General features: G+C 71.7%; 23 protein-coding genes. 11 read left to right on the top strand and 12 right to left on the bottom strand.

The annotated features are described in order from the left end of the window. Positions 1 to 142 precede the first annotated feature (142 nt). Entirely contained in the window at positions 143 to 634 is a 492-nt protein-coding gene (locus tag ACIRPU_RS12125; RefSeq protein WP_007452023.1) for an inorganic diphosphatase, read from the bottom strand. Positions 635 to 758: 124 nt separating this feature from the next. Here ACIRPU_RS12125 and dacB point away from each other — a divergent pair, with 124 nt between their 5' ends. The 6 genes from dacB (at position 759) to folE (ending at position 8,470) form a co-directional block, all read left to right on the top strand. Further along, positions 759 to 2,384 (top strand): D-alanyl-D-alanine carboxypeptidase/D-alanyl-D-alanine-endopeptidase, encoded by a 1,626-nt coding sequence (gene dacB / locus ACIRPU_RS12120; protein WP_403866228.1) that lies wholly within the window; start codon positions 759 to 761, stop codon positions 2,382 to 2,384. 109 nt (positions 2,385 to 2,493) lie between these two features. Further along, entirely contained in the window at positions 2,494 to 3,627 is a 1,134-nt protein-coding gene (locus ACIRPU_RS12115; protein ID WP_403865242.1) for a zinc-dependent metalloprotease, read from the top strand. A 192-nt stretch (positions 3,628 to 3,819) separates the two neighbouring features. Next, positions 3,820 to 4,851, top strand: coding sequence for a tRNA lysidine(34) synthetase TilS (tilS, locus tag ACIRPU_RS12110; protein ID WP_385565808.1), 1,032 nt, complete (start codon positions 3,820 to 3,822; stop codon positions 4,849 to 4,851). Positions 4,852 to 4,924: 73 nt separating this feature from the next. Further along, positions 4,925 to 5,485 (top strand): hypoxanthine phosphoribosyltransferase, encoded by a 561-nt coding sequence (hpt, locus tag ACIRPU_RS12105; RefSeq protein ID WP_351764826.1) that lies wholly within the window; start codon positions 4,925 to 4,927, stop codon positions 5,483 to 5,485. A 186-nt stretch (positions 5,486 to 5,671) separates the two neighbouring features. Beyond that, the gene (ftsH, locus tag ACIRPU_RS12100) at positions 5,672 to 7,711 is read left to right on the top strand and encodes an ATP-dependent zinc metalloprotease FtsH (protein ID WP_355708945.1); all 2,040 of its coding nucleotides are present in this window, start codon (positions 5,672 to 5,674) and stop codon (positions 7,709 to 7,711) included. A 153-nt stretch (positions 7,712 to 7,864) separates the two neighbouring features. After that, positions 7,865 to 8,470: a GTP cyclohydrolase I FolE gene (gene folE, locus ACIRPU_RS12095; protein WP_020132503.1), complete on the top strand. Its 606-nt coding sequence runs from the start codon at positions 7,865 to 7,867 to the stop codon at positions 8,468 to 8,470. 36 nt (positions 8,471 to 8,506) lie between these two features. Here the strand turns inward: folE and ACIRPU_RS12090 are convergent, their stop codons facing one another. The 6 genes from ACIRPU_RS12090 to ACIRPU_RS12065 form a co-directional block, all read right to left on the bottom strand. After that, positions 8,507 to 8,992, bottom strand: a complete 486-nt coding sequence (locus ACIRPU_RS12090; RefSeq protein WP_355708942.1) for a DUF3180 domain-containing protein — start codon at positions 8,990 to 8,992, stop codon at positions 8,507 to 8,509. A 72-nt stretch (positions 8,993 to 9,064) separates the two neighbouring features. Further along, positions 9,065 to 9,676 (bottom strand): 2-amino-4-hydroxy-6-hydroxymethyldihydropteridine diphosphokinase, encoded by a 612-nt coding sequence (gene folK / locus ACIRPU_RS12085; RefSeq protein WP_355708940.1) that lies wholly within the window; start codon positions 9,674 to 9,676, stop codon positions 9,065 to 9,067. After that, positions 9,673 to 10,032, bottom strand: coding sequence for a dihydroneopterin aldolase (gene folB, locus ACIRPU_RS12080; RefSeq protein WP_355708938.1), 360 nt, complete (start codon positions 10,030 to 10,032; stop codon positions 9,673 to 9,675). The genes folK and folB overlap by 4 nt, the downstream gene beginning before the upstream one ends. Positions 10,033 to 10,314: 282 nt before the next feature. Next, entirely contained in the window at positions 10,315 to 10,836 is a 522-nt protein-coding gene (locus tag ACIRPU_RS12075) for a nuclear transport factor 2 family protein (protein ID WP_355708936.1), read from the bottom strand. Further along, positions 10,833 to 11,759 carry a dihydropteroate synthase gene (gene folP, locus ACIRPU_RS12070; protein ID WP_403865235.1) on the bottom strand — a complete coding sequence of 309 codons (927 nt, stop codon included), beginning with the start codon at positions 11,757 to 11,759 and terminating at the stop codon, positions 10,833 to 10,835. Before folP ends, ACIRPU_RS12075 begins: the two co-directional genes overlap by 4 nt. Before the next feature lie 100 nt (positions 11,760 to 11,859). Beyond that, entirely contained in the window at positions 11,860 to 13,671 is a 1,812-nt protein-coding gene (locus tag ACIRPU_RS12065) for a phosphatidylglycerol lysyltransferase domain-containing protein (protein WP_403865232.1), read from the bottom strand. A 237-nt stretch (positions 13,672 to 13,908) separates the two neighbouring features. On the opposite strand from ACIRPU_RS12065, the gene ACIRPU_RS12060 reads away from it, so the two are divergent. Further along, positions 13,909 to 15,036: an alpha/beta hydrolase gene (locus tag ACIRPU_RS12060; protein WP_403865229.1), complete on the top strand. Its 1,128-nt coding sequence runs from the start codon at positions 13,909 to 13,911 to the stop codon at positions 15,034 to 15,036. Positions 15,037 to 15,376: 340 nt separating this feature from the next. Further along, entirely contained in the window at positions 15,377 to 16,963 is a 1,587-nt protein-coding gene (locus ACIRPU_RS12055) for a hypothetical protein (protein ID WP_403865226.1), read from the top strand. Positions 16,964 to 16,997: 34 nt separating this feature from the next. Here the strand turns inward: ACIRPU_RS12055 and ACIRPU_RS12050 are convergent, their stop codons facing one another. Together ACIRPU_RS12050 and ACIRPU_RS12045 are read right to left on the bottom strand one after the other, a co-directional pair. Next, complete coding sequence (locus ACIRPU_RS12050; protein WP_403866225.1) at positions 16,998 to 18,329, bottom strand: PH domain-containing protein; 1,332 nt, start codon at positions 18,327 to 18,329, stop codon at positions 16,998 to 17,000. A gap of 98 nt (positions 18,330 to 18,427) precedes the next feature. Continuing rightward, entirely contained in the window at positions 18,428 to 18,931 is a 504-nt protein-coding gene (locus ACIRPU_RS12045) for a PH domain-containing protein (protein WP_403865223.1), read from the bottom strand. Between the two features lie 43 nt (positions 18,932 to 18,974). Between ACIRPU_RS12045 and ACIRPU_RS12040 the strand changes: the two genes are divergently transcribed. Further along, positions 18,975 to 20,126: an NADH-quinone oxidoreductase subunit D gene (locus ACIRPU_RS12040; RefSeq protein ID WP_355708923.1), complete on the top strand. Its 1,152-nt coding sequence runs from the start codon at positions 18,975 to 18,977 to the stop codon at positions 20,124 to 20,126. A gap of 110 nt (positions 20,127 to 20,236) precedes the next feature. Here the strand turns inward: ACIRPU_RS12040 and ACIRPU_RS12035 are convergent, their stop codons facing one another. After that, positions 20,237 to 21,334 carry an SAM-dependent methyltransferase gene (locus ACIRPU_RS12035; protein ID WP_403865219.1) on the bottom strand — a complete coding sequence of 366 codons (1,098 nt, stop codon included), beginning with the start codon at positions 21,332 to 21,334 and terminating at the stop codon, positions 20,237 to 20,239. Between the two features lie 118 nt (positions 21,335 to 21,452). Here ACIRPU_RS12035 and ACIRPU_RS12030 point away from each other — a divergent pair, with 118 nt between their 5' ends. Both ACIRPU_RS12030 and ACIRPU_RS12025 read left to right on the top strand, forming a co-directional pair. Further along, positions 21,453 to 22,655, top strand: a complete 1,203-nt coding sequence (locus ACIRPU_RS12030; protein ID WP_355708921.1) for a sensor histidine kinase — start codon at positions 21,453 to 21,455, stop codon at positions 22,653 to 22,655. A gap of 98 nt (positions 22,656 to 22,753) precedes the next feature. Beyond that, positions 22,754 to 23,425 (top strand): response regulator transcription factor, encoded by a 672-nt coding sequence (locus tag ACIRPU_RS12025; RefSeq protein WP_355708919.1) that lies wholly within the window; start codon positions 22,754 to 22,756, stop codon positions 23,423 to 23,425. 39 nt (positions 23,426 to 23,464) lie between these two features. Here ACIRPU_RS12025 and ACIRPU_RS12020 read toward each other — a convergent pair whose 3' ends face one another. Both ACIRPU_RS12020 and ACIRPU_RS12015 read right to left on the bottom strand, forming a co-directional pair. Then, the gene (locus tag ACIRPU_RS12020) at positions 23,465 to 24,571 is read right to left on the bottom strand and encodes a DUF5937 family protein (protein WP_403865214.1); all 1,107 of its coding nucleotides are present in this window, start codon (positions 24,569 to 24,571) and stop codon (positions 23,465 to 23,467) included. 120 nt (positions 24,572 to 24,691) lie between these two features. Continuing rightward, positions 24,692 to 25,870: a threonine aldolase family protein gene (locus ACIRPU_RS12015; protein WP_403865211.1), complete on the bottom strand. Its 1,179-nt coding sequence runs from the start codon at positions 25,868 to 25,870 to the stop codon at positions 24,692 to 24,694. Between the last annotated feature and the right edge of the window lie 154 nt (positions 25,871 to 26,024).

Genomic DNA, 26,024 nt, shown 5'->3' with positions numbered 1-26,024 from the left:
CGCCCGCCCTCGCCCCCCCCCCCCCCCCCCCCCCCCCACACCCCCCCCCCCCCCCCCCCCCCCACCCCCCCCCCCCCCCCCCCGGGCCGCCCCCCCCCCCCCCCCCCCCCCCCCCCCCTCCGGCGACATCAGGCGACAAACCTCAGTGGCCGCCCTGGTCCTTGAAACGCTTGTAGGACCGCTCGATCTCGGCCTCGGCGTCGGTGCGGCCCACCCAGTCGGCGCCCTCGACGGACTTGCCGGGCTCCAGGTCCTTGTAGACCTCGAAGAAGTGCTGGATCTCCAGGCGGTCGAACTCCGACACGTGGTGGATGTCCCGCAGGTGCTCCACGCGAGGGTCGGTCGACGGGACGCACAGCAGCTTGTCGTCGCCGCCGGCCTCGTCCGTCATCCGGAACATGCCGATCGCGCGGCAGCGGATCAGACAGCCCGGGAACGTCGGCTCGTCCAGGATGACCAGCGCGTCCAGCGGGTCACCGTCCTCGCCGAGGGTGTTCTCGACGAATCCGTAGTCGGTCGGGTAGGCGGTCGAGGTGAAGAGTCGACGGTCCAGGCGGATCCGACCGGTCTCGTGGTCCACCTCGTACTTGTTCCGCGAACCCTTCGGGATCTCGATCGTGACGTCGAACTCCACCGGTGGCTCCTCCATGATCAACACATAGTTCTGGTGGTTAAGTGTCCCTCACGCTGCTGTGTGATCGCGAAAGGGGCTGGTGTTCGTGCCAGAGCTGAGGCCTTGGCGGGCCGCGAGACCGCACGTGGTGCGGGTCACGGACGCCGTAAGACCGCGTCTGGCACGGGCCGCAGGGATCGTACGGCCTCGTCTCGCACGTGTGGCGGCGGCCGCGAAGCCGCAGGTCGCACGGCTCACACAGGCGGCGAAGCCGCAGCTCGAGCGGATCACGAAGGCCGGTCCGAACACCAGGTCGTGGCAGTACACCGCGGGTGCGGCGACCGCCGGGCTGGCGCTGGCCGCCGGTGTGGTGACGGCCGTCGGCCCCTGGGACTCCACCGGTCAGCGTACGGCGGAGCGGGACCGGGCCGTCGCCCTGGAACAGGTGGGTGGCACAGATCACGGCCGCACGGACGATTCGTCCGATACCTCCGACACGTCGGCCGGAGCACCGCGGCCCGCACCGAGCGCCGCCTCCGTCCTCACCGGCCTCGGTGGCCTCGACGGCGCCGCCGACGCCGTGAAGTCCGCCCCGGACGCCCTGCCGACCGGCACGGGCCTCACGGGCGTCCTGGGTGCCCTCCTGGGCGATCCGGCCCTCGGCGCCCGGCGGACCGCCGTCGTCGTCGACGTGGCCACCGGCAAGCGGCTGTACGGCTTGGGGGCCGACGAGGCGCTGACCCCGGCGTCCACCACGAAGATCGCCACCGCGCTCGCCGCGCTGTCCGCGATGGGCGGTGAGCACCGCCTCACCACCCGCGCCGCACTGGAACCCGACACCAGGGAAGTCGTCCTCGTCGGCGGCGGCGACCCCACCCTCACGGCCCGCGCGGACGCCGAGGGCTGGGCCGACCTGCGGGCCCTCGCCGGCTCCACGGCGGCCGCCCTGAAGAAGCGCGGCCTCACCCAGGTGACGCTCTCGTACGACACGACGCTGTTCGCCGGCTCCCAGGTTCACCCCATCGGGGTCAACCCCAACCTCGCGCCGGTCACCGCCCTGTCCGTCGACGAGGGCCGCACCGACGACTCCACCAGCGGCCCGACGGCCCGGGTGAGCGACCCGGCGGCCGACGCGACCCGCAAGTTCGCCGCGTTCCTGAAGGCCGCCGGCATCAAGACCTCGGCCCCCGGGCTCTCCAAGGCCACCACGCGCGCGCAGACCCTCGCCACCGTCTCCTCGCCCCCGCTGTCCGTCCTGGTCGAACGGATGCTGACCAACAGCGACAACGACATCGCCGAGGCCCTCGCCCGCCAGACCGCCGTCGCGACCGGTGTCCGCGCCGACTTCGACGGCGCCGGCAAGGCCGTCCGGGCGCAACTGAAGAAGCTCGGACTGCCGTTGACCGGCGTCCGGATCAAGGACGGCAGCGGCCTCGACCGCGAGGACCGGCTCACGGCGAACCTCCTGACCGCCCTCCTGGTCAAGGCAGGCGACGCCGGCCGCCCCGACCTGCGCCCCGTCCTCACCGGCCTCCCCGTCGCCGGCTTCACCGGCACCCTCACCAGCCGCTACACCGAGGGCGCGGCCGGCGTCGTCCGCGCCAAGACCGGCACCCTGACCGGCGTGAACACCCTCGCCGGCACGGTCGTCGACCAGGACGGCCGCCTCCTCGCGTTCGCCCTCCTGGCCGCCGACACGACCGACCCGGCGGCGGCCCAGGCGGCGCTGGACCGGGCGGCCACGGCGCTGGCGGGGTGCGGCTGTCGCTGAGGGGCGGTGGCTCGGCACCCCCGAGCCACCCCCGGCGCCGACCCTGACATCTCCCTGACCGGTCTCCCGCGGCCTGCCCCCAACGGCGGCGCTCACGTACGGTTGACGCATGACGAGCAACGGTGGCGCTGCTTCTTCGGGGATGGTCGACTGGAATCTCGCGGTGGCGACCGCGACCCGGCTCGTGCGGCCGGGACCCGAGGTCAGCCGTGACGAGGCGCGAGCCGTCGTCGCGGAACTGCGCCGACACGCCAAAGCCTCGGAGGGACACGTCCGGGGCTTCACTCGTATGGGCACCGAGGACATCCACGACACCCCGGTCCTCGTCGTCGACCGCCCGGGCTGGGTGGCGGCGAACGTGGCGGGCTTCCGGGAGATCCTCAAGCCCCTCCTCGACAAGATGCAGGAACGGCGCGGCAACACCCCGGGCGGCGCGGTCCTCGGCGCCGTCGGCGGCAAGGTCACCGGCGTCGAACTCGGCATGCTGCTCTCCTTCCTGTCCTCGCGCGTCCTCGGCCAGTACGAGACCTTCGCCCCCGCCACCCGTGCGCTCCCCGCCGGGGCCAACGGCGGCGGCCGACTGCTGCTCGTGGCGCCGAACATCGTCCACGTGGAACGCGAACTCGACGTGGAACCCCATGACTTCCGGCTGTGGGTGTGCCTCCACGAGGAGACGCACCGCACCCAGTTCTCGGCCGTGCCCTGGCTGCGGGACCACCTCGAGGGTGAAATCCAGTCGTTCTTGGGCGAGACCGACGTCGACCCCATGACGTTCCTGGAGCGGGTCAGGGAAGCGGCCCAGTCCCTCTCCGGCGGCCGACCCGAGGGCGAGGAGGACGACGGCGGCCGTTCCCTGGTCGAACTGGTGCAGACGCCGGCCCAGCGGGAGATCCTCGCCCGCCTCACCGCCGTGATGTCCCTCCTGGAGGGACACGCCGACTTCGTCATGGACGGAGTGGGCCCGGAAGTCGTGGCGTCCGTCGCCGAGATCCGCGAGAAGTTCCAGCAGCGCCGCGCCAAGGGCGCCTCCCGACTGGACATCGCCCTGCGCAAGTTGCTGGGCCTGGACGCAAAGCTCAAGCAGTACCGGGACGGCGAGCGCTTCGTGCGGGGCGTCGTCGACCAGGTCGGCATGGACGGCTTCAACCGCGTATGGACCTCCCCGAACACACTTCCGACCAAGGCCGAGATCGCCAAGCCGGCGGACTGGGTCGCGCGAGTGCACCGCAAGGCCGAGTCATGAACCCGCCAGAACGGCGGTGAACGAATCCGGCCGACGGCAGGCGAACGCCCCTTCAATCACCCGTCCGAGGGACCGTGAGGCCTCGGCAGGCGTGCAATGCTCGGGGAACGCCCCGGTTCTGTCACCATCTACACACTCTGCGTGACCGAACCTCGGGTTCACACCCGAAAACTTCATGAAGGGAACCGGACAGTGGGTCCCCATCCTGCGGTCGCGGCGATACGCCTGGCGGTCCGCCGCGTACTCCACGACATCCTCAACGACCACCCCACCCCCGAAGCGGGCTCCCACGAGCGACCGGCACCGCCGCTCGTGCTCGTGGCGTGCTCCGGTGGCGCCGACTCCATGGCGCTCGCCTCCGCCCTCGCCTTCGAGGCGCCCCGGCTCGGCATCCGGGCCGGCGGTGTCACCGTCGACCACGGTCTCCAGCCCGGCTCCGATCTACGCGCCGGCGAAGTCGTCCTGCGCCTGCGTGAACTCGGCCTCGATCCGGTGGAGGCCGCGGCCGTGACCGTCGGCCGCGAAGGCGGGCCCGAGGCCGCCGCCCGCGACGCGCGATACGCCGCCCTCGACGCCGCCGCCGTCCGCCACGGCGCCGCCGCGGTCCTGCTCGGCCACACCCGCGACGACCAGGCCGAAACCGTCCTGCTCGGCCTCGCCCGCGGCTCCGGCATCCGCTCGCTGTCCGGGATGGCGGCCGTCTCCGGGGGCCCGGGGGCCGCCCGCCGCTACCGCCGCCCCTTCCTCCAGCTCGACCGGCAGACCGCCCGCAAGGCCTGCATGGTCCAGTCCCTGCCGGTCTGGGACGACCCGCACAACGCCGACCCGGCCTACACCCGCTCCCGGCTGCGCCACGAGGGGCTGCCCGCCCTGGAGAAGGCCCTCGGCAAGGGTGTCGTCGAGGCCCTCGCCCGTACGGCCCAGCTCTCCCGTGACGACGCCGACGCCCTCGACGCCTGGGCGGGCCAGGCCGAGTCCTCCGTACGGGACGCGGCCGGGCTTCTGGAGTGCGCCAAGCTCTACGCCCTGCCGCCCGCCGTACGCCGTCGGATCCTGCGCCGCGCCGCCATCGAGGCGGGCGCTCCGGCCGGTTCCCTCTTCGCCCGGCACATCGAGGAGGTCGACCGGCTGATCACCGGTTGGCGCGGCCAGGGGGTCATCAATCTCCCCGGCAAAGTCGTCGCCCAGCGCCAGGGTGGCAGACTGGTGATTCGGCAAGGCTGAAATCCGGGCCCTCCAGCAGGACCGCTTACGTGGTCGTGGGCGGTCCCGGTGGCCGCTGGGACAACCGAAAGTGATGCGGGTGGACGCGAAAGACATGGGCACCGACCTCAAAGAGGTGCTCATCACCAAGGAAGAGATCGACGCGAAGCTGGTCGAGCTGGCCGCGAAGATCGATGCGGAGTACGCGGGCAAGGACCTGCTCATCGTCGGTGTCCTCAAGGGCGCCGTGATGGTCATGGCCGACCTCGCCCGATGCCTGTCCACCCCCGTCACCATGGACTGGATGGCCGTGTCGTCCTACGGCGCGGGCACCCAGTCCTCCGGTGTCGTACGGATCCTCAAGGACCTGGACACGGACATCAAGGGCCGTCACGTGCTGATCGTCGAGGACATCATCGACTCCGGTCTGACGCTGTCCTGGCTGATCTCCAACCTCGGCTCGCGCGAGCCCGCCACCCTCAAGGTGTGCACGCTGCTGCGCAAGCCCGAGGCCGCCAAGGTCGCCATCGACGTCGAGTGGGTCGGCTTCGACATCCCCAACGAGTTCGTCGTGGGCTACGGCCTCGACTACGCCGAGAAGTACCGCAACCTCCCGTTCGTCGGTACGCTCGCGCCCCACGTCTACGGCGGCTGAGACCCGAAGGGCCCAAGCTCCGTACGAAGATCGGGAACCCCGGCGGGCTTTTCGCCGTTGGAGCAAGCAGACGGGTGCGCCAGCCGTCCCGTGCGGCTCCGCGCGACAAAGCTGGGGTACCGTCAGAAGAACTGTCTTATCAAACTCACTATGGCAGGAGGGACGGGGCGACACCGCTCCGTATGGATGGACGTGAAGCGATACTTCCGTGGGCCGGTCATGTGGATCGTGCTGGCCGTCCTTGCCGTGGTCGTGTTGATGCAGGTCGTCGGCTCGTCCGGCGGCTACAAGACGGTGGACACCGGCCAGGTCATTGCAGCGATCAACGACAACAAGGTCGAGTCGGCCAAGCTCACCACCGGTGACGAGCAGACCATCAAGGTCACGCTCAAGGACGGCGTAAAGGTCAAGGACAGCTCGAAGATCCAGGCGAGCTATATCGGCGACCAGGGCGTGACCATTGCCAACACGCTGCAGACCAAGTACCAGGACAAGCAGATCCCGGACGGATACACAGTCTCGCCGACGAAGCAGAACGCCTTCGTCGGGATCCTGCTGTCCCTGCTCCCCTTCGTCCTCATCGTGGTCGTCTTCCTGTTCCTGATGAACCAGATGCAGGGCGGCGGCTCCCGAGTCATGAACTTCGGGAAGTCCAAGGCCAAGCTCATCACCAAGGACACCCCGAAGACGACCTTCGCCGACGTCGCGGGCTCGGACGAGGCCGTCGAGGAACTCCACGAGATCAAGGAGTTCCTCCAGGAACCGGCGAAGTTCCAGGCCGTCGGCGCCAAGATCCCCAAGGGCGTGCTCCTGTACGGCCCGCCCGGTACCGGCAAGACGCTCCTCGCGCGCGCCGTGGCCGGCGAGGCGGGCGTTCCCTTCTACTCGATCTCCGGTTCCGACTTCGTCGAGATGTTCGTCGGTGTCGGTGCCTCCCGGGTCCGTGACCTCTTCGAGCAGGCCAAGGCGAACGCCCCGGCGATCGTCTTCGTCGACGAGATCGACGCGGTCGGCCGTCATCGCGGCGCCGGCCTCGGCGGCGGTCACGACGAGCGCGAGCAGACGCTGAACCAGCTGCTCGTCGAGATGGACGGCTTCGACGTGAAGGGCGGCGTGATCCTCATCGCCGCCACGAACCGTCCCGACATCCTCGACCCCGCGCTGCTGCGTCCCGGCCGCTTCGACCGCCAGATCGCGGTCGACCGCCCGGACATGCAGGGCCGTCTGGAGATCCTCAAGGTTCACCAGAAGGGCAAGCCGGTCGCCCCGGACGTCGACCTGTCGGCCGTCGCCCGCCGTACCCCGGGCTTCACCGGCGCGGACCTGTCGAACGTGCTGAACGAAGCGGCGCTCCTCACGGCGCGCAGCGACAAGAAGCTCATCGACAACCACTCGCTGGACGAGGCCATCGACCGCGTCGTGGCGGGCCCGCAGAAGCGGACCCGGATCATGTCGGACAAGGAAAAGAAGATCACCGCGTACCACGAGGGCGGACACGCCCTGGTCGCGGCGGCCTCCCCGAACTCCGACCCGGTCCACAAGATCACGATCCTGTCGCGCGGACGGGCCCTCGGCTACACGATGGTCCTGCCGGACGAGGACAAGTACTCGACCACGCGCAACGAGATGCTCGACCAGCTGGCCTACATGCTGGGCGGCCGCGCTGCCGAGGAACTGGTCTTCCACGACCCGACGACGGGCGCCGCGAACGACATCGAGAAGGCCACCGCGACGGCCCGTGCGATGGTCACGCAGTACGGCATGACCGAGCGTCTCGGCGCCATCAAGTTCGGTGGCGACAACACCGAGCCGTTCCTCGGCCGCGAGATGTCGCACCCGCGTGACTACTCGGAAGAGGTCGCCGCGCTGGTCGACGAAGAGGTCAAGAAGCTCATCGAGACGGCGCACAACGAGGCCTGGGAGATCCTGGTCGAGAACCGCGACGTCCTCGACCAGCTGGTGCTTCAGCTGCTGGAGAAGGAGACGCTGAACAAGGAGCAGATCGCCGAGGTCTTCTCCGCCATCGTCAAGCGTCCGGCCCGGCCCGCGTGGACCGGTTCCTCGCGGCGCACGCCGTCCACCCGTCCGCCGGTGCTCTCCCCCAGGGAGCTCGCACTGACGAACGGCGCCAACGGCGCGACTCCGGCGATCTCCACGGCGAAGTCCACCGCTGTGGAGCCCACCCCGGTGACCGAGCCGGCCCCGGAGGACCGCCCCGAGAGCTGATCCGGCTCCCGGAGGCCCCACCAGGCCCGGAATGGATGCCGCGCCCCCCAGGTTCTAGCCTGGGGGGCGCGGCATTTTCGTCTGACGTTTTCCGTATGCCGCAGATGAGGCGCGTGACCCACACGCGCGACCCGCACAGGAACGAGGCACCACATGACCGACCCCGTGACGCTGGACGGCGAGGGCGCCATCGGCGAGTTCGACGAGAAGCGCGCCGAGAACGCCGTACGCGAGCTGCTGATCGCGGTAGGCGAGGACCCGGACCGTGAGGGCCTCCGGGAGACGCCGGCGCGGGTGGCGCGGGCGTACAAGGAGATATTCGCGGGGTTGTGGCAGCAGCCCGAGGACGTGCTGACGACGACCTTCGACCTGGGGCACGACGAGATGGTGCTCGTGAAGGACATCGAGGTGTTCAGCACCTGTGAACACCATCTGGTGCCGTTCCGGGGCGTCGCCCATGTGGGCTACATCCCGTCCACCTCCGGGAAGATCACCGGCCTGTCCAAGCTGGCCCGCCTCGTGGACGTCTACGCGCGCCGCCCCCAGGTGCAGGAACGTCTCACCACGCAGATCGCCGACTCCCTGATGGAGATCCTGGAGCCGCGCGGGGTCATCGTCGTCATCGAGTGCGAGCACATGTGCATGTCCATGCGGGGCATCCGCAAGCCCGGCGCCAAGACCATCACCTCGGCGGTGCGGGGACAGTTGCGGGACGCGGCGACGCGCAACGAGGCGATGAGCCTCATCATGGCGCGCTGACGGGGGCCTGCGCTTGCCTGCGCTCACCGGGAGACGTCACGCCGGCGACGCCGCCCCCTTGTCGTGATCGTCGTCCTCGGGCAGCTTGCAGACGCGCTCCAGGAACATGGCCGCCGCTATGACCGCGATGCCCGCCAGGACGGAGAAACCGGCGTAGATGGCCTGGTCGCGGCGGGCGGGGATGTCGAGGGACTCCAGCAGGAAGACGCCCGTCCCGCCGTACATGCCGGAGACGAGGGCGGCCACCAGGGCGCTGGACTGGCCGAACACGACCGCGCGGGCCGCCATCAGGGGATCGACGCCCTTGGCCTCCGGGCGGCGCTCACGCTGGGCCTTGAGGCGGGCGCGCAGCGACAGCGCGGTGGCCGTGAGCACCACGGCGATCAGGGCGAGGACGATGGGCGCCGCCAGCGGGACGCTGGGGAGGGTCCCGATCGAGTTCCACAGACGGGCTCCGGCCCAGGACAGGATCGCGGCCACGCCGAACACGCCGGCCAGCACCCTGATGCGCAGCTCTCTCACGGTGTCCCTTCAACTCCCCCGAGCCCGCGGGCATGGACATCCCGCGGGCAGTGGTCCTGTCGACCTTAACGACTACTCGGGCAGGTGGAGTTCCAGGTCCTTGCGTGCCGCGACGCCCTCGCGGGTCACGGTGTCGAGAAGGCCGGCGACCGGGCCGCGGCCGGGCAGCTGGGCCTCGGGCTCCACGTCGTGCCAGGGAGCCAGCACGAAGGCGCGTTCGTGGGCGCGCGGGTGAGGGAGCGTGAGGTCCGGGTCGTCGTCGACGACGTCGGCGTACGCGACGATGTCGACGTCGAGGGTGCGTGCGCCCCAGCGTTCGTCCCGCACGCGGTGGAAGGCCTCCTCGACCGCGTGCGCCCGCTCCAGCAGGGAGGACGGCGGGAGGGTCGTCTTCAGCACGACCACCGCGTTGAAGTACGAGGGCTGGCTGCCGGGCTCGACGCCCCACGGCTCCGTCTCGTACACCGGGGAGACGGCCTTGATGCGTACGCCGGGGGTGTCCTCGAGGGCGTCGATGGCGCCCTGGAGGGTCTCCAGGCGGTTGCCGAGGTTGGAGCCGAGGGCGATCACGGCCCGCTGGGGGTTGTGCAGGGTGGTGTCGGCGGCGTCGACCTTCTCGACGACGGAGGCGGGTACCGGCTGTACGGTCGGGTCGCTCTGACCCTCGGTGAAGAACGCGGTCATACTCGGCTCCGGGTGATGGTGACGGTCACGTCGTCGAAGGGGACCGTGATCGGCGCGTCCGGTTTGTGGACGCAGACCTCGACCTCCTGGACCCCTTCGTGCTTCAGACAGGCCTGGGCGATGCGCTCGGCGAGCGTCTCGATGAGGTCGACGGGCTCGCCCTGGACGACGGCCACGACCTCCTCGGCCACGATGCCGTAGTGGACGGTCTTCGCCAGGTCGTCGTCGGCCGCGGCCGGTCGGGTGTCCAGGCCCAGGACGATGTCCACGATGAAGGTCTGGCCCTCCTCGCGTTCCTTGGGGAACACACCGTGGTACCCGCGGGCCTTGAGGCCGCGCAGCGCGACACGATCCACGCGAATCACTCCTGTGCAGTCGTCGGTTTCGGCCGGTGCGTCCGGGTGCGGGCGGCACCCCGGCCTCGAACGAATCTACCCGCGAGCACTGACAGACCCGGGCTCCGGCCGCGGCGGCCCGGGCCGGAGTCAGGACTTTTCACCGGGTGTTTCCCTTGGGGAACCCGGCTGCTCACAGGCTGGTAGCCGCCCCTACCCACGGGTTCGTGATTCCAACCACTTCTTGGTCCCTGTGGGTCGTCTCAGGGCCTCCTGCCCCCTTCCTGTGGTCCGCCTACCCGCTCAGGAGGGGTCTTCCTCACTCTCGGTGTCCTCGGGACTGTCGGCTTCGTCGTTCTCCGTCAGCACCGGGGACGCGTGGTGCGACCACAGCTTCCATCCGTCGGGCGTGCGACGGAACACGTTCGTGGCGACCACCAGCTGGCCGACGAGCGGCCCGAGCTCCTCGCCGTCCTCCGGCGCGGGGCCGCCGCTGAGGATGTTCTCGGTGCAGTTCACCAGCGCGGTGTCGCCGGTGACGGAGACGTGCACGTCGGTGAGGAAGAACTGGATGTAGTCGGTGTTCGCCATGATCAGCGCGTACGACCGCAGCACCTCGCCCCGGCCGGTGAGCACCGGCCAGCCGGGGTGCACGCAGGAGATCACGCCGACGTCCGCCGGGTCGTGGTACGTCTCGTCCACGCCCAGGTCGGCCGGGGTGAGCCAGAGCGCGGACACCCCGTCGAAGTCGCCTCGTTCCAGCGCCTCGTAGAAGGCGGTGTTGGCGGCCTCGACCTGTTCGACGTCGGTATGGGGGGCGCTCACAGGGCTCCCTCTGCGCCGCTCGGGCCCTGTCCGCTGTGGTGTGCGCCCGGCGCGGCGCCTGGCGCGCGCGCCCCCTCCACGGCACGGGCGACCCGTACCGCGTCGGCCGTCGCACGAACCTCGTGCACGCGGACCGCCCAGGCGCCGGCCTCCGCCGCGAGGGCGGAGACGGCGGCGGTGGCGGCGTCACGCTCGCGCGCGGGCGGCGGCGCGCCCTCGGGGCCCGCCAGGACACGTCCGAGGAACCGCTTGCGGGAGGCCGCGACGAGCAGCGGGTGACCGAGGGCGTGCAGCCGGTCGAGGTGGGCCAGCAGGGACAGGTCGTGATCGGCCTCCTTGGAGAAGCCGAGCCCCGGGTCGACGACGATGCGGTCGGGGGAGATGCCACCGGCCAGGACGGCGTCCACGCGCGCGTGGAGTTCGTCCATGACCTCGGTGACGACGTCGGTGTAGACGCCTCTGACGTTGCCGCCCTCGAGGAAGCCACGCCAGTGCATGACGACGAAGGGGGCGCCCGTGTCGGCGACGGCCGGGATCATCGCCGGGTCGGCGAGGCCGCCGCTGACGTCGTTGACGAGGGCGGCGCCGGCCGCGAGGGCCTGTGCGGCGACGGAGGCGCGCATCGTGTCGACGGAGACGACGACCCCCTCGGAGGCGAGGCCGCGGACCACGGGGATGACCCGGCGGAGCTCCTCGGTCTCGTCGACCCTGCTGGCGCCCGGGCGGGTGGACTCGCCGCCGACGTCCACGAGGTCCGCGCCCTCGGCGACGAGCTGGAGGCCGTGCTTGACGGCGGCCGTCGTGTCGAACCAGCGGCCGCCGTCGGAGAAGGAGTCGGGGGTCACGTTGACGACTCCCATGACCGCGCAACGGTCCCATTCCGGAAGACCGACGACGCGCCCGCGTCCGCTCTGCTTGCTCATACGTTCAGCGTAGGCCCCGGAGGGGGCCGTGCCGCGGCGCGGCCCGGGTGGAAGCCCCGGTGCCGGGAGGGGGCGGGGCCGCCACCCGGCACCGCCGTGGCTACGCCGCCCGTACGTCTCTCTCCGCCACCGTGTGCGCACACACGCGTGCCACTGCGGAGCGGCGGCGCAGGAAGCGCGGCAGCGGGAGGGCGAGGTTGACGAAGCCCTCGGCCTGCATGGCGGCGAAGCCGATGCGGGGGAGGTCGCCGGAGGCCCGGTAGACGACGAAGCGGGGCTCCCAGCGCGGCTGGAACTTGGCGTTGAACTTGTACAGCGACTCGATCTGGAACCAGCGGGAGAGGAACACCAGCAGCCCGCGCCAGGCCCGCAGCACCGGGCCCGCGCCGATCTTCTCGCCGCGGGCCAGCGCCGAGCGGAACATGGCGAAGTTCAGCGACACGCGCGCGATGCCGAACTTTGGGGCGGCCTGGAGAGCGGCGACGATCAGGAGCTCGTTCATGCCCGGGTCGGCCGAGCGGTCGCGGCGCATCAGGTCCAGGGAGGCGCCGTCCGGGCCCCAGGGCACGAAGTGCAGGATCGCCTTCAGGTCGCCGTACTCGCCGGGGACCTCGTCGGCCTTGTGGGCGGTGGCGATGAGGCAGTCCCCGTCGGAGGGATCGCCGACGCGCCCCAGGGCCATCGAGAAGCCGCGCTCGGTGTCGGTGCCGCGCCAGTCCTCCGAGGCCCGCCGGACGCGCTCCAGCTCGGCCTCACCGAGGTCACGTACGCGCCGTACCCGGGTCTCGTAACCGGCGCGTTCGATGCGCTTGACCATTTGGCGCACGTTGCGCATCGCGCGGCCGGCCAGGGAGAAATCCGCTACGTCCACCACCGCCTCGTCACCCAGCTCGAGCGCGTCGAGGCCGGTCTCCCGGGTCCAGACCTCGCCGCCCGTCTCCGAGCAGCCCATGACGGCGGGCGTCCAGGAGTGGGCCTTGGCCTCGTCCATGAAGCGTTCGATGGCGCCGGGCCAGGCCTCCACGTCGCCGATGGGGTCGCCGCTGGCGAGCATGACGCCGGAGACGACGCGATAGGTCACCGCCGCCTTGCCGCTGGGGGAGAAGACCACGGCCTTGTCGCGGCGCAGCGCGAAGTGCCCCAGGGAGTCGCGGCGGCCGTGCTTGTCCAGCAGGGCGCGCAGGCGCACCTCGTCGTCCTCCGTGAGGCGGGCGGCCGGATGCTCGGGGCGGAAGGCGAGGTAGATCGTGGTGACCGCGGTGATCCAGCCGAGGGCGCCGAGGGAGAAGGCGACGGTCCAGGAGGTGTTGCCCTGGTAGTCGACCGGGCCCTCGAAGCCGAAGAGGCCGTACAGGACGTGCGTAATGCGATCGGCCAGGCTCGGGTCGCCGATCAGGCGGTTGGGGTGGACGCTGACGATGACCAGCCCCAGACCGAGGGAACCGGCGCCCATGAGGACGAAGTTGGCGAGCGCGCGCCAGCGGCTGCGCGGGTCGGGCAGCGCCGCGAACTGCTCGCGGTGCAGCAGCAGCGGCACCAGCAGCGCGACCGAGATGAGCGCGCCCACGACCGAGTGCCGGTACACGAACTGGGCCACCGCGCCCGCGGGGAGCAGCACCACCGCCGCGCGCCACGCCCGCCGCTTGCCCCGCCTGAGGCCGTGGGCGAGCAGCAACAGCAGGACGCCCGCGCTGAGGGACAGCGCGGCCGCGAACGGCCCGAACGAGCCGGGCAGGACCTCGGCGAAGGTGTGCATACGGCTGTGCCGGAACCGCGGGAAGACGCCGCCGGCCACGTCCAGCAGGCCCACCAGGGCACAGGCTCTGGCGACGAGGGCGGGCACGGACTCGGGGCGCGGACCTCGCACTATCTGCCGCACCCGGCTTGATCGGTGCGGAACCCCGCCCGACATTTCCCCATCTTGAGTGACAGACATCGCATCCCGTAGTTCCGCGAGAGACCTTGGACCCGGGCCCGATTCGGGCATCCGGCGACATTGCGCCCTCTAGGACGGTGTCTTGAGGAGAGAGGTTCACTCGTCTCCTCAAAGCCACTGAAAAGGCCAAGGAAAGTCCGGGACAAGCCCTCGCGAAGGAGTCGGGGGGGAGCGGGCGCGATCCCGGACGGAGAGCAGGCAGGAAAACACCGCATGGGGCTCACGAGCGACAAAATGCTGCTGCTGTCAGTGCTGTTCGCCTTACTGCTGTTCGTCGGCACGGTATGGCTGTGGCCACGCCTTGCCCGAACCGGCTGGCGGGCCGTCAGCGGGCGGGTCGGGCTGCTGCTCGCCACCCAGTTGGCGCTGTTCGTGTCGGTGGGGCTGACCGCCAACCAGGCGTTCGGCTTCTACGCCAGCTGGGCGGACCTGTTCGGCAGGGAGACCGACCAGGGCGTGGTCGTCGACCACGCGGCGGGTGGCGCCCCGGCGGGGCCGCTGCGGGTGCTCGACACCCGGCGCGTGGACGGCGGCGTCAGCGGGCGTCCGCAGTACGGCGGACAGATCCAGAAGGTCGCCCTCAACGGACGTACGACACACATAGCCACGCCGGCGTACGTCTACCTGCCGCCGGAGTACTTCGACCCGCAGTACCGCACGCGTACCTTCCCCGCGGCCGTAGTCCTCACGGGCTACCCCGGAACGGCGGAGGCGCTCGTGGACAAACTGCACTACCCGCGCACCGCGCGGGAGCTCGCCAAGGACGGGCGCATGCAACCGATGATCCTGGTGATGCTGCGGCCGACCGTGGCGCCGCCGCGCGACACCGAGTGCGTGGACGTCCCGGGCGGCCCGCAGACCGAGTCGTTCTTCGCCAAGGACCTGCCGGACGCCGTGACGGCCCACTACAGGGTGGGCAAGAAGCCCGGCAGCTGGGGCGTCATCGGGGACTCCACGGGCGGCTACTGCGCGCTGAAACTGGCGATGCACCACCCGGAGGTCTACGCGGCCGGCGCGGGCCTGTCGGCGTACTACAAGGCGCCGTCCGATCCGACCACCGGCGACCTCTTCCACGGGAACGCGTCCCTGCGCAACGAGGCGGATCTGCACTGGTTTCTGAAGAATCGTTCCGCTCCCGACACCTCGCTGCTCGTCACCAGCAGCAAGGTCGGGGAATCCAACTTCAGGGCCACACAGAAGTTCATAGAGCTGGCGAAGGCCACGGGCACGACGAGGATCTCGTCGATCATCCTGGAAAGCGGCGGCCACAACTTCAACACCTGGCGGCGGGAGATCCCGCCGACGCTCGAGTGGATCAGCGGGCGGTTGAGCGACCGGTGAACGACCGGTGAGCGGACCGGTGAGCGGACCGGTGAGCGACCGGTGAGCCGCGCCCGACGGCGGGGCCGGGCGGCGCGCTTCGGATTCCAGGGGTGAGGCGGGGCGAGGCAGCCGAGGGGTGGGCGTCGAGGACGGGGACGAAGGGTGCCGTGGGCCGGGGTATCGGAGGCCCGACCAGGGTTCACGAGGGCCGATCCGGGCGCCCCGGCGGGAAATGATCTTGCTTCTTGTCGAATTCCGTGACCGCGTTGTTTCCTGATGCCCTGTGAAGACTTCGGTATGGCCGTGTTTTTGCGGGGCGGGGCGCCAACATTCGCCTACGCGCGGTAAGTTTCTGGCCATGCCACGTGGACGTCACCGCCATTCCCCGCCTTTGCACAGGCTGCTACCTCCCTCGGCAATCGCAGGCGTCTCCCTTGTCTGCGCCCTCGGCCCCTGGGTGTTCACGGAGCCGATGGCGCTCCGTGGTCTGGCCGCGGCCGCCGCGGCGACGGCGATCCTCGGCGCGTACGTGATGCGCCGCTGGGACATGCAGGCCGGCAAACAGGTCGCCGACCTGGAACGCGCGCGTGTCAGTGACGAGTGGCGCTACGAGGAACGGGTCGCCGAGCTGGAGAGCGACCTCGACGAATCACGTGAGCTGCGCGTCAAGCTGGAGCAGCGGCTGCGGTCCAAGCGCACCGAACTGGCGGGCCTGCGCAACGAGCACGCCGCGCTGCTGCGCCGCTACGCCACGGCCGAGACCGAGCGGGCCAGCGCCCTCGAGGGCCGCCGGCTGCTCGAGATAGAGGCGGCTCCCACGCCCGCGCTGCCCGCCGCGCGGGAGGCCGAGGACGCCGACGGCATCGACCGCATCGACGACATCGACGACATCGAAGGTACGGACGCCGTCGAGGCGGCGGCCGAAGTCCAGGAGACGGCGGAGGAGGCCGCGTTCGACGACACGGCGGACTCGGCCGGCTCCGACGACTCGGCCGACTCGGCCGGGTCCGGCGACGCCGTCGAGCCGGTCTCGGAGACCGAGGGGGCCGAGGGGGAGCCGGAGGCTTCGGCGGTCTTCTCTCCCGAGGGGTCCAAGCTGTTCCTGAGGGCCCAGGCGGCCCTGGCCCGGTTCGACACCGACGGCGTCAAGGCCTCGAAGATCGAGGACCACGCCGAGGAGGAGACCGCGCGGGCGACTTCCGCTGACGTCGGCGCCACACCCGCCGGCGGCGACGCGGAGGCCGCGCAGGAGGACGAGGCGCAGGGGAAGCCCGAGGCGGTCGACGAGCACACGCGCGCGACCGCCCCCCACACGGCTGCCGAGACCGACACGGTCCCGGAGGACAAGAGCCCGGAGGACAAGAGCCCGGAGGACCGGAGTCCGACGAGTGAGGCCCCGGACGGCCGAACTCATGCCGCCGCGGACGCGACCGACGTGGACGACGCCGAGGAGAACGCTCCGGAACCGGCGGCCTCAGAAGCTGCCGCGATCGGCGAGCGCGTGAACGGCACGGCGACCGTGCGGCCCGCGCCGCGGGTGTACCCCGCTCCCGTCGCGGCCCCTGCCCCGGCCGCCGCGGCAGGTGCGCTCGTCCCCCGTCCCGCCGGCGCCGTACAGCGCCGTCCCTCCGGGCACTTCGCCGTGCCGACCGCCGTGGCCGTCGTACCGGCCGCGCAGCCCGTACGGCGTCCGACGGCCGAGGGCGGCTTCGACTTCTTCGGGACGAAGAGCGCGTCGACGCCCCTCGCCCTGGAGGCGGTGCAGAACGAGGACCTGGCCGATGTCGTCGGCCAGGAGGCACTCGCCCTGCACAAGGCCGAGTCCGAGGCGGAGTTCAAGCCGCTGGACGAGGCGGCGCGTGGTGTCGGTCAGGTGATCGACCTGACCGCCCACGACGAGACGGAGCACATCGACCTCCAGGGACTGCGCAGCGCCGTCTCCTGACGCCGTCTCCTGACGCCCCGTCTCCTGGGGTGTCCTACGCCATCCACCGGTCGGGCCGGGCGTCGAGACGCCCGGTCCGGGACCGCTCGGCCTGGCCGCGGAGCAGCTCCGCGGCCTCCTGTGCGTCCCGCAGCCGGGCTGTGACGGTCTTGTCGGCCCCCGTGTCCACATGGACGTCGGCGAGCCGCCAGAGGCGCTGCCAGGGCCCTTGAGTCAGCCGGACGCTCTGCACCTTGGCGTGCGGGACGAGTGCCAGGCTGCGGCGCAGCAGTCCGTGCCGGGTGGCGAACACCGCGTCCGTGACGGCGATCCCGTAGCCCCGCCACCACAGCGGCACGCACCGCCCGGCCCGCCGTGGCGGCCGGGACAGCGAGCTCCCGTCCGGGACGCTCACCCCGGGCAGCACGCGCGCGACGACCGCCTCCGCGGCTTCGCGCGGTGCGACCGGCACCAGGACGGAGTTGGCCGAGCCGGCCACGTCGAGCTCGACCCGGACCCACCCGCGCCGTCGCCACAGCAGCGGCTGGACGATCCGTACGGTCTGCACCCGTCCGGGCGGCACCGTCTCGTGCGTCCGGTCCAGCAGCCCATGGTCGATCCGCAGTCCGTCCGGCGACTCGCCGACCGTCCAGTCGTACTCGCCGACGAACCGTCCCACGCTGCTCGCGCCCGCCGCGCCGAGCAGCGGCAAGCCGGTCGCGAGGACCGTCCACACGCTGTGGGTGGCCAGCCACAGCACCGGCGGCACGACGAGCGCGGCGGCCAGCGCGCCCCAGGTCGCGCCCGTCAGGGCCAGCGCGACAGCGAGTTCGCGCGCGGGTACGCGCAACAGCTCGCGCGCGGGCGCCTCGCCCACCTCGTGCGCCGTCTCCGGCGCGAAACCCGCCGCCCGCGCGAGCAGCTCCGCCCGCAGCAACCGGGCCTCCTCCTCGCCCAGGAAGGCCAGCTCGTCCTTCTTCTCGGCGCCGACCACGTCGAGCCGGAGCTTCGCGACTCCCGCGATCCGCGCCAGCAGCGGCTGACTGACGTCGATCGCCTGGATACGTTCCAGCCGGATGTGCGCGGCGCGCCGGAACAGCAGGCCGGTCCGGATGCGCAGTTCGCTGTCGGTGACCGAGAAATGGGTGAACCACCAGGTCAGAAAGCCGTAGAGGGAGGCTGCGGGGACGAGGACGGCGAGTGCGATCAGCAGGGTCGTGGTGGTCAGCCGGGTCAGCTGCTCCTGCGCCTGGTTGGGGTCGTGCACCGCCCACCCGACGAGGACCGCGATTGGGGCCCACGCCCGCCGGAACGGTGTGACCGGGTGCAGTCGGCGCTCGGTGACAGGCCGTTCGGGGTGGGTCCCGGCCGGGTCCGGTGACTCCATGGCGTCCGTGGCGTCCGTGGCGTTCGTGGTGTCCGCGGTGCCCGGGGCGTCCGCCGCGGGGGGTACGTCGGGTACGTCGTCCTCGACGCCAGGGGTCGTCACAGCCCCGCCGATCGGGCCTCGCCGAGCTGGGTGAGCCGGTCGCGCAGCCGTTCCGCCTCGGCCGGGTCCAGGCCGGGGATGGTCGCGTCGGTCGCGGCGGCCGCGGTGTGCAGCTGGACGCTGGCCAGCCCGAAGTGCCGTTCGACGGGCCCCGAGGTGACCTCGACGAGCTGCATCCGCCCGTACGGCACGACGGTCTCCTCGCGCCACAGCACGCCCCGGCTGATCAGCAGGTCGTCGGCCCGCTCGGCGTACCGCCAGGAGCGCCAGTTGCGCCCGAGCAGCACCCAGCCCCATCCGATGCCGGCCAGGGGCAGCAGCGCGAACGCGGCCCACGCGGGGCCCACGAGCAGCCCGAGCAGCAGGCCGGCGCCGACGGCCGTCAGGCCCAGCCACACCACCAGCAGCAGCAGCCGCATCCGCAGCAGTCCCGGCGGCAGTCCGATCCACACCGGTCCGGCCGCCGTCGTCCCCGCGCCCCCCGGGCTCCCCGTTTCCATACCGTCAGCGTACGTAGGGGAACACGTAGGGGAGACTGTCCCCATGACTCCTACGACGGAGACCACGGTCGGGATCGGCGGTGCCGCGGAGAGCACCGACATGGTGCTCAACATCGGTCCCCAGCATCCCTCCACGCACGGTGTGCTGCGGCTGCGGCTGGTCCTGGACGGCGAATGCATCCGGCACGCGGAGCCGGTGATCGGCTATATGCACCGCGGCGCGGAGAAGCTGTTCGAGGCACGCGACTACCGCCAGATCGTCATGCTGGCCAACCGCCACGACTGGCTGTCGGCGTTCTCGAACGAGCTGGGCGTGGTCCTCGCGGTGGAGCGGATGCTCGGCATGGAGGTCCCCCCGCGCGCGGTGTGGACCCGCACCCTGCTCGCCGAGCTGAACCGGGTGCTGAACCACCTGATGTTCCTGGGGTCGTACCCCCTGGAGCTGGGCGGCATCACCCCGGTCTTCTACGCCTTCCGTGAGCGCGAAGTGCTTCAGAACGTGATGGAGGAGGTCTCCGGCGGGCGCATGCACTACATGTTCAACCGCGTCGGCGGCCTCAAGGAGGACCTGCCGGCCGGATGGGCCGCACGCGCGCGTGGCGCCGTCGCCGCCGTGCGCTCGCGCATGGACGTCTTCGACGACCTGGTGCTCGGCAACGAGATCTTCCGCGGGCGCACGCGGGACGTGGGAACGCTCGCGCCGGAACACGTGCACGCGTACGGCGTGAGCGGGCCGATCGCGCGCGCCTCGGGCGTCGACTTCGACCTGCGCCGGGACGAGCCGTATCTCGCGTACGGGGAGCTCCAGGACACGCTGAAGGTGGTGACCCGGACCGAGGGCGACTGCCTCGCGCGCTTCGAGTGCCTCCTGGAGCAGACGCACAACGCGCTCGACCTCGCGGACGCCTGCCTGGACCGTCTCGCGGAGCTGCCGCCCGGTCCGATCAACCAGCGGCTCCCGAAGGTCCTCAAGGCGCCCGAGGGGCACACGTACGCGTGGACCGAGAACCCCCTCGGCATCAACGGCTACTACCTCGTCAGCAAGGGCGAGAAGACCCCGTACCGGCTGAAGCTCCGCTCGGCCTCGTACAACAACATCCAGGCGCTCACCGAACTGCTGCCGGGCACGCTGGTCTCGGACATGGTGGCGATCCTGGGGTCGATGTTCTTCGTGGTGGGGGACATCGACAAGTAGGCCCCGCGGCGGACGGGCAGAACCGCGGACGGGCAGAACCGCGGACGGGCAGAACCGCGGACGGGCAGAACCGTGGACGAGTAGACCGGGGACGGGCAGACCGCGGGCGGTCAGCCGGTTTCGGGTTCCGGGTCGAGTGGGTCGGGAATTCCGACCGGCTGGAGCAGCCATCCGAAGTCGCCCAGGCCGCCCGGCGCGATGAGCTCGGCGGCCTCTCCGGCGCTCGCGAGGGCGCGCACGTACGCGGAGGGATCCGTGGACGCCAGTGCCAGCGGGGGGCGTGCGCCGGTGATGCCGAGGGCGCGCAGTGCGGCGCGTTGGGTGAGCAGGCGCGCGCCGGCGAGTGCCCGCGCCGCGTCCTCCTCCGCTGTCGCAGGCACTGCCGCTGCCACTGCCGCAATCGCCGTCGCCCCCGCCTCCGCGCACGCGTCCAGTGCGACGTGGGCCGTGATGTCGCAGGAACCGTCCGGCACGGGCGCCGTCTCGCGTCCCTCCCGGAAGCCGGTGAGCGTCCCGAACGGGGGGCGCGCGTCCGCCGTGTGCGCGTAGTCCACCGCCACCGCGAGCCCGCCTTCGACGCAGGAGACGGCGGACGCCCACGCCGTGTCCCGGGGCAGCCCGATCTCCGCCCGTAGGCCTTCCTCGGCCGCCGTGGGCCACCAGCGCGCGAGCCACTCCGCCTCCGCGCCGGACACCCGCTCCCCGAGCCGCTCGGCCCCGGTGTCCCGGACGAGCACCAGTCGGGCCACGCCCGCGGAGTCGACCTCCGCGACCTCGACGGGCACGTTGTCGAGCCACTCGTTGGCGAAGAGCAGCCCGGTGACCTGCCGTGGGGGCTCGGACAGCCACTCGATCCGGTGAGCGAGGCCCACCGGCCGGTCGGCGACCTCGACGGCGCACGCGCGCGTGCGTGCCGCCACATCGGCGGGGAGGGCCGCCAGCACCGCGGTGACCAGTTCGCCCCGCCCGGCGGCCATGTCGACGAAGTCGAGCGACGAGGGCCGGCCGAGAGCCTCGTCGACCCGGCACAACAGCCGGGCCACGGCCTCGGCGTACAGCGGCGACGCGTGCACGGACGTACGGAAGTGCCCGGCCGGGCCCTCGGAGCGCCGGTAGAAGCCGCCCGTTCCGTCCGAGCCGTACAGCGCCGCCTGCGTCGCCGCCCGCCAGCCGCGCCATTCGCCCGAGCCCGTCTCCTCGTCCACCACCCGGCCAGACTAGGCGTACAGGTGATCACGGCATCCACCTTGCGGAGTACGCGCGCCCGGACCGGATCGACCCTCCGGTTGACCCCTGCACGCATCCGGCTTCCCTACGCTGGGTCACGTGCAGCGCCTCTATGACTTCCTCCGCAGACACCCGACAGGGGTGGACGGCTTCTGGGCCCTCGTCCTGTTCGGGATCTCCGCGGCTGCCGGAACCGCCGGTCAGGACCGCGGCGGCACCGACTCCATGGCGCTCCTGGTGCCGGTCGTGTTCCTGTTGTGCCTGGTCATCGCGTTGCGTCGGCGCCTGCCCGAGCAGATGCTCGTGCTCGCCGCCGTACTCGGACTGGCTCAGCTGGTGCTGGACGTCGGGGTCACGGCGGCCGACTTCGCCCTGCTGGTGATCGTCTACACGGTCGCCGCGACGGGTGCCCGCTGGGCCTCCCGGCTCGCACTGGTCATGGCGTTGAGCGCGGCGACCCTGGCGCAGTTGCGCTGGCCGCACGAGAACGCGAGCGTGCCGGGCCAGGTCGCGGTCATCGTCTTCCAGACGGTGCCGTTCGCCCTCGCCTGGGTGCTGGGCGACTCCATTCGCACCCGGCGCGCGTACTTCGCGCAGCTGGAGGAGCGCGCGGCCCGTCTGGAGAAGGAGCGCGAGGCGCAGGCGAAGGTCGCGGTCGCCGCAGAGCGCGCCCGTATCGCGCGGGAGCTGCACGACGTCGTCGCGCACAACGTGTCGGTGATGGTGGTGCAGGCCGACGGCGCCGCCTATGTCCTCGACGCCGCGCCCGACCAGGCGAAGAAGGCCCTGGAGACGATCTCCTCCACGGGCCGCCAGGCCCTCGCCGAGATGCGCCGCCTGCTCGGCGTGCTGCGCACCGGCGAGCACCAGGAGGGCGGCGAGTACGTGCCGCAGCCGGACGTCGAGCAGATCGAGGACCTCGTCGAGCAGTGCCGCGGCTCGGGCCTGCCCGTGGACTTCAAGGTCGAGGGCACGGCGCGGCCGCTGCCGAGCGGCGTGGAGCTGACGGCGTACCGCATCGTGCAGGAGGCGCTGACGAACACGCGCAAGCACGGGGGGCCCAACACGGGCGCGAGCGTGCGCCTGGTCTACTTCGACGACGGCCTCGGCCTGCTCGTCGAGGACGACGGCAAGGGCGCCCCGCACGAGCTGTACGAGGAGGGCGGCGCCGACGGCGCGGGTCACGGCCTGATCGGCATGCGCGAGCGGGTGGGCATGGTGGGCGGCACCCTGGACGCCGGCCCGCGGCCCGGCGGAGGATTCCGCATCAGCGCCCTGCTCCCGCTCAAACCCGCGCATTGACGCCGACGCACGCCCCTGGTGACACCTGTCACGCCCCCTCGGTGCCATCCGCATCAGCTGACGAAACAGAAGAAACAGAAGAAACGGAAGAGGACTCGATGACGATCCGCGTGATGCTCGTCGACGACCAGGTGCTGCTGCGCACCGGGTTCCGGATGGTGCTCGCCGCCCAGCCGGACATGGAGGTCGTGGCGGAGGCGGGCGACGGTGTCGAGGCCCTCCAGGTGGTGCGTTCCACGGCGGTCGACGTCGTGCTCATGGACGTCCGCATGCCGAAGCTGGACGGCGTGGAGGCCACCCGGCGCATCTGCGCCGATCCCGAACCGCCGAAGGTGCTGATCCTGACCACCTTCGACCTGGACGAGTACGCGTTCTCCGGGCTGAAGGCGGGCGCCTCCGGGTTCATGCTCAAGGACGTGCCGCCGGGCGAGCTCCTCGCCGCCATCCGATCCGTGCACAGCGGTGACGCGGTGGTCGCCCCGTCCACCACCCGCCGTCTCCTCGACCGGTTCGCGCCGATGCTGCCCACCACCGGCAAGGAGCCCCGCCACAAGGAGCTGGAGCGGCTCACGGAGCGGGAGCGCGAGGTCATGGTGCTGGTCGCGCAGGGGCTGTCCAACGGGGAGATCGCGGCCCGCCTGGTGCTGTCCGAGGCGACCGTGAAGACCCACGTGGGCCGCATCCTGACCAAGCTGGGGCTGCGCGACCGGGTCCAGGTGGTGGTCCTCGCGTACGAGACGGGGATCGTCCGGGCCGGCGGCCACGGCTGACCCGCGCGGACGCACGCGGCTCCCGTGGGGCGCCGAGGGCTAGCGGAGCATCCCTTCCAGGAAGTCGCTGCCCAGCCGGGCCACCACCGTCACGTCGAGCTGGTGCAGTACATAGCGGCCACGCCGACGGGTGGTGAGCAGGCCCGCCTTCTTCAGGACGGCGAGGTGCCGGGATATCTCGGGGGGCGTCATGCCGTGCACCTGGGCCAGCTCGGTCGTGGAGTAGGCGCTGCGGGCCAGCAGGCGGCAGATCCGCATCCGGACGGGGTGGGACAGCGCCGTCATCCGCAGTGTCAGCTGCTCCACCGAGGGTGGCGAGGCCAGCTCCGGCGAGCCGACCGGGTAGTGCAGCACCGGCTGCCAGCCGTACCGGTGCAGCACCATCAGGTGCGGCCAGCCGAGACTCGTCGGCACCAGCAGCAGGCCGCCGTCCCCGGTGGCGCTGCGGCCCTGGGTCAGCTTGTCCACGGTGATCCGCGCGGCCTCCATGTCGAGCGTCACCGCCGAGGACACCGAGGCGAGGGCTTCCGCCAGGCCCTTGTGCCGCAGGAGATCCGTCTTGTAGCGGGCGTCCGTGGCGAGCGGGAGGCGCACCCGGGCCCAGACATCGGCGAAGAACGCCTCGTCGCAGTCCTCCAGGAACTGCCTGATCCAGGCACGCACGCGTGGTGGGTCGTCGAGCAGTCGCTGAGTGAACCGCACCTGCCGCGGCCCGCGCGTGGCGGCCAGCTCGCAGGCGCGCCGACGCAGCTCGGGGTCGGCGAGCACGCTGGGGCTCGGCACGTCGTACCCGGGTGCGCAGGTGAACTCCAGGGCGGAGTCCACGAACTGCTCGTCCGTCAGCTTGTCCAGGAGGTCGAGCTCCTCGGCGAGCGAGGCCCCGGGGAGCGTGCTTCCGCCCGGGATGCCCGCGTACGGCAGGAAGATGTCCGAGAACGTCGTCCGCCACAGGAAGTCGGCCTCGCACATCCGGTCCGCCAGATGCGAGTCGAGCCCCGCGGTCACGCCGGTGACCCAGCCCTGAAGACCGGGATGGTGTCCCGGCTCGGACAGCGCGTGCAGCGCCATGCCGAGCTCGGCCAGGGGTGAGGGCACGACCGCGACCCTCTCCGGCCGCAGCCCCGCGATGTCGATGCTCAGGCTCATGACCTCATGGTGCACCTCGCCACTGACAACGAGGTCCACGATTGACGGCCGCCGTCAATCGACGCGACCCGGGGCGGGCGGGCCTCCCTGATTCGCCGGTTCGTCGGTTCGCCGTGGGCCCTACCTGCCGGCCACCTCGCCCACCCGGCCCACGAAGTCCACGGCCGCCGCCCGCACGTCGTCCGCCGTCCACGTCAGTCCGGCGGCGCTGACGGTGACCTCGGTGTACGACAGTCCCGGACCGCCGCGGCTCCAGGCGCCGGCGAAGAGCATCGCCTTCGTCCGCTCCGCCTGGAGCGCCGCCGCTTCGGCGAGCACGTCGCCCTCGTACGGCAGCCAGACCTGGAACTCGTGCGTGTGCGGCACCTCGGGGTGCACGCGCGCCCATGGCACGCCCGCCTCGGCGAACCCCTCGCGCAGCGCGGCGGCCACCACGCGCGCGTGGGCCACGTACTCCGGCAGCCGGGGCAGTTCCCGCTCCAGGCCGACGAGTGCCGCCAGGGCGGTGGGGAACTGCTGGAAGACCATCCCGCCGTAGCGGTGCCGCCACGTCTTCGCCTCCTCCACCAGCGTCTTCGGGCCGGCGAGCGCGGCGCCCCCGAAGCCGTCGAGGGACTTGTAGAACGACACGTAGACGCTGTCGGCGAGGTCCGCTATCTCGCGCAGGGGGCGGCCGAAGTGGTGGGTCGTCTCCCACAGGCGCGCGCCGTCGAAGTGCACCACCGCGTCGCGCTCGCGTGCCGCCTCCACGACCTCGGTCAGCTCCTCCCAGGAGGGCAGCACATAACCGGCGTCCCTGAGAGGCAGCTCCAGCATCAACGCCCCGAAGGGCTCCTCGAAGGCGCGCACCTCCTCGGCCGTGGGCAGCCGCGGCTCACGCGTCAGCCGGACCGTGCGCAGTTCGCTGACGGCGGTGAACGCGCCCCGCTCCCACACCTCGGGATGACTCAGCGCGTGCAGCGCGACCGTGGGGTTGCCGGTGCGTCCCGCCCAGCAGCGCAGGGCGACCTGCTGGGCCATCGTGCCGGTCGGGAAGAACGCCGCGGCCTCCGTGCCCAGCAGCCCGGCGACCCGCTCCTCCAGCGCCGTCACGACTCCGTCGCCGTAGAGGTCCGCGGGTTCGTCCAGGTCGTGGACCTGCGGCGCGGCCTCGTGCAGCAGCGCGAGCCGGTCCCGCAGGGTGCCCCGGGCGCCGTCGCGCGACAGGACGCGTTCCGCCGCGCGGTAGGCGGCCGCCCGCCGCTCCCGAAGGCGCTGCCGCGCCGACTTCTCCTCGCCGTGTTCCGCCGTGTTCGTCATGCCCCGGATGATGCCGTGCGGCGGCTCGCTGGGCCACGGGCGTTTCCGGCCCCCGTCCGCCCCCGGGGCGGCAGGTCGGGAACGGGTGGGATAACCCACAGCCTGTGGACAACCGGACGCTCCCCGGACCGATAGCGTTAACATGACGAGAAAT

The organism is Streptomyces sp. NPDC102259 (genome assembly GCF_044766465.1).
GTDB lineage: Bacteria > Actinomycetota > Actinomycetes > Streptomycetales > Streptomycetaceae > Streptomyces.
This window is presented reverse-complemented; position numbering and strand designations above follow the sequence as displayed.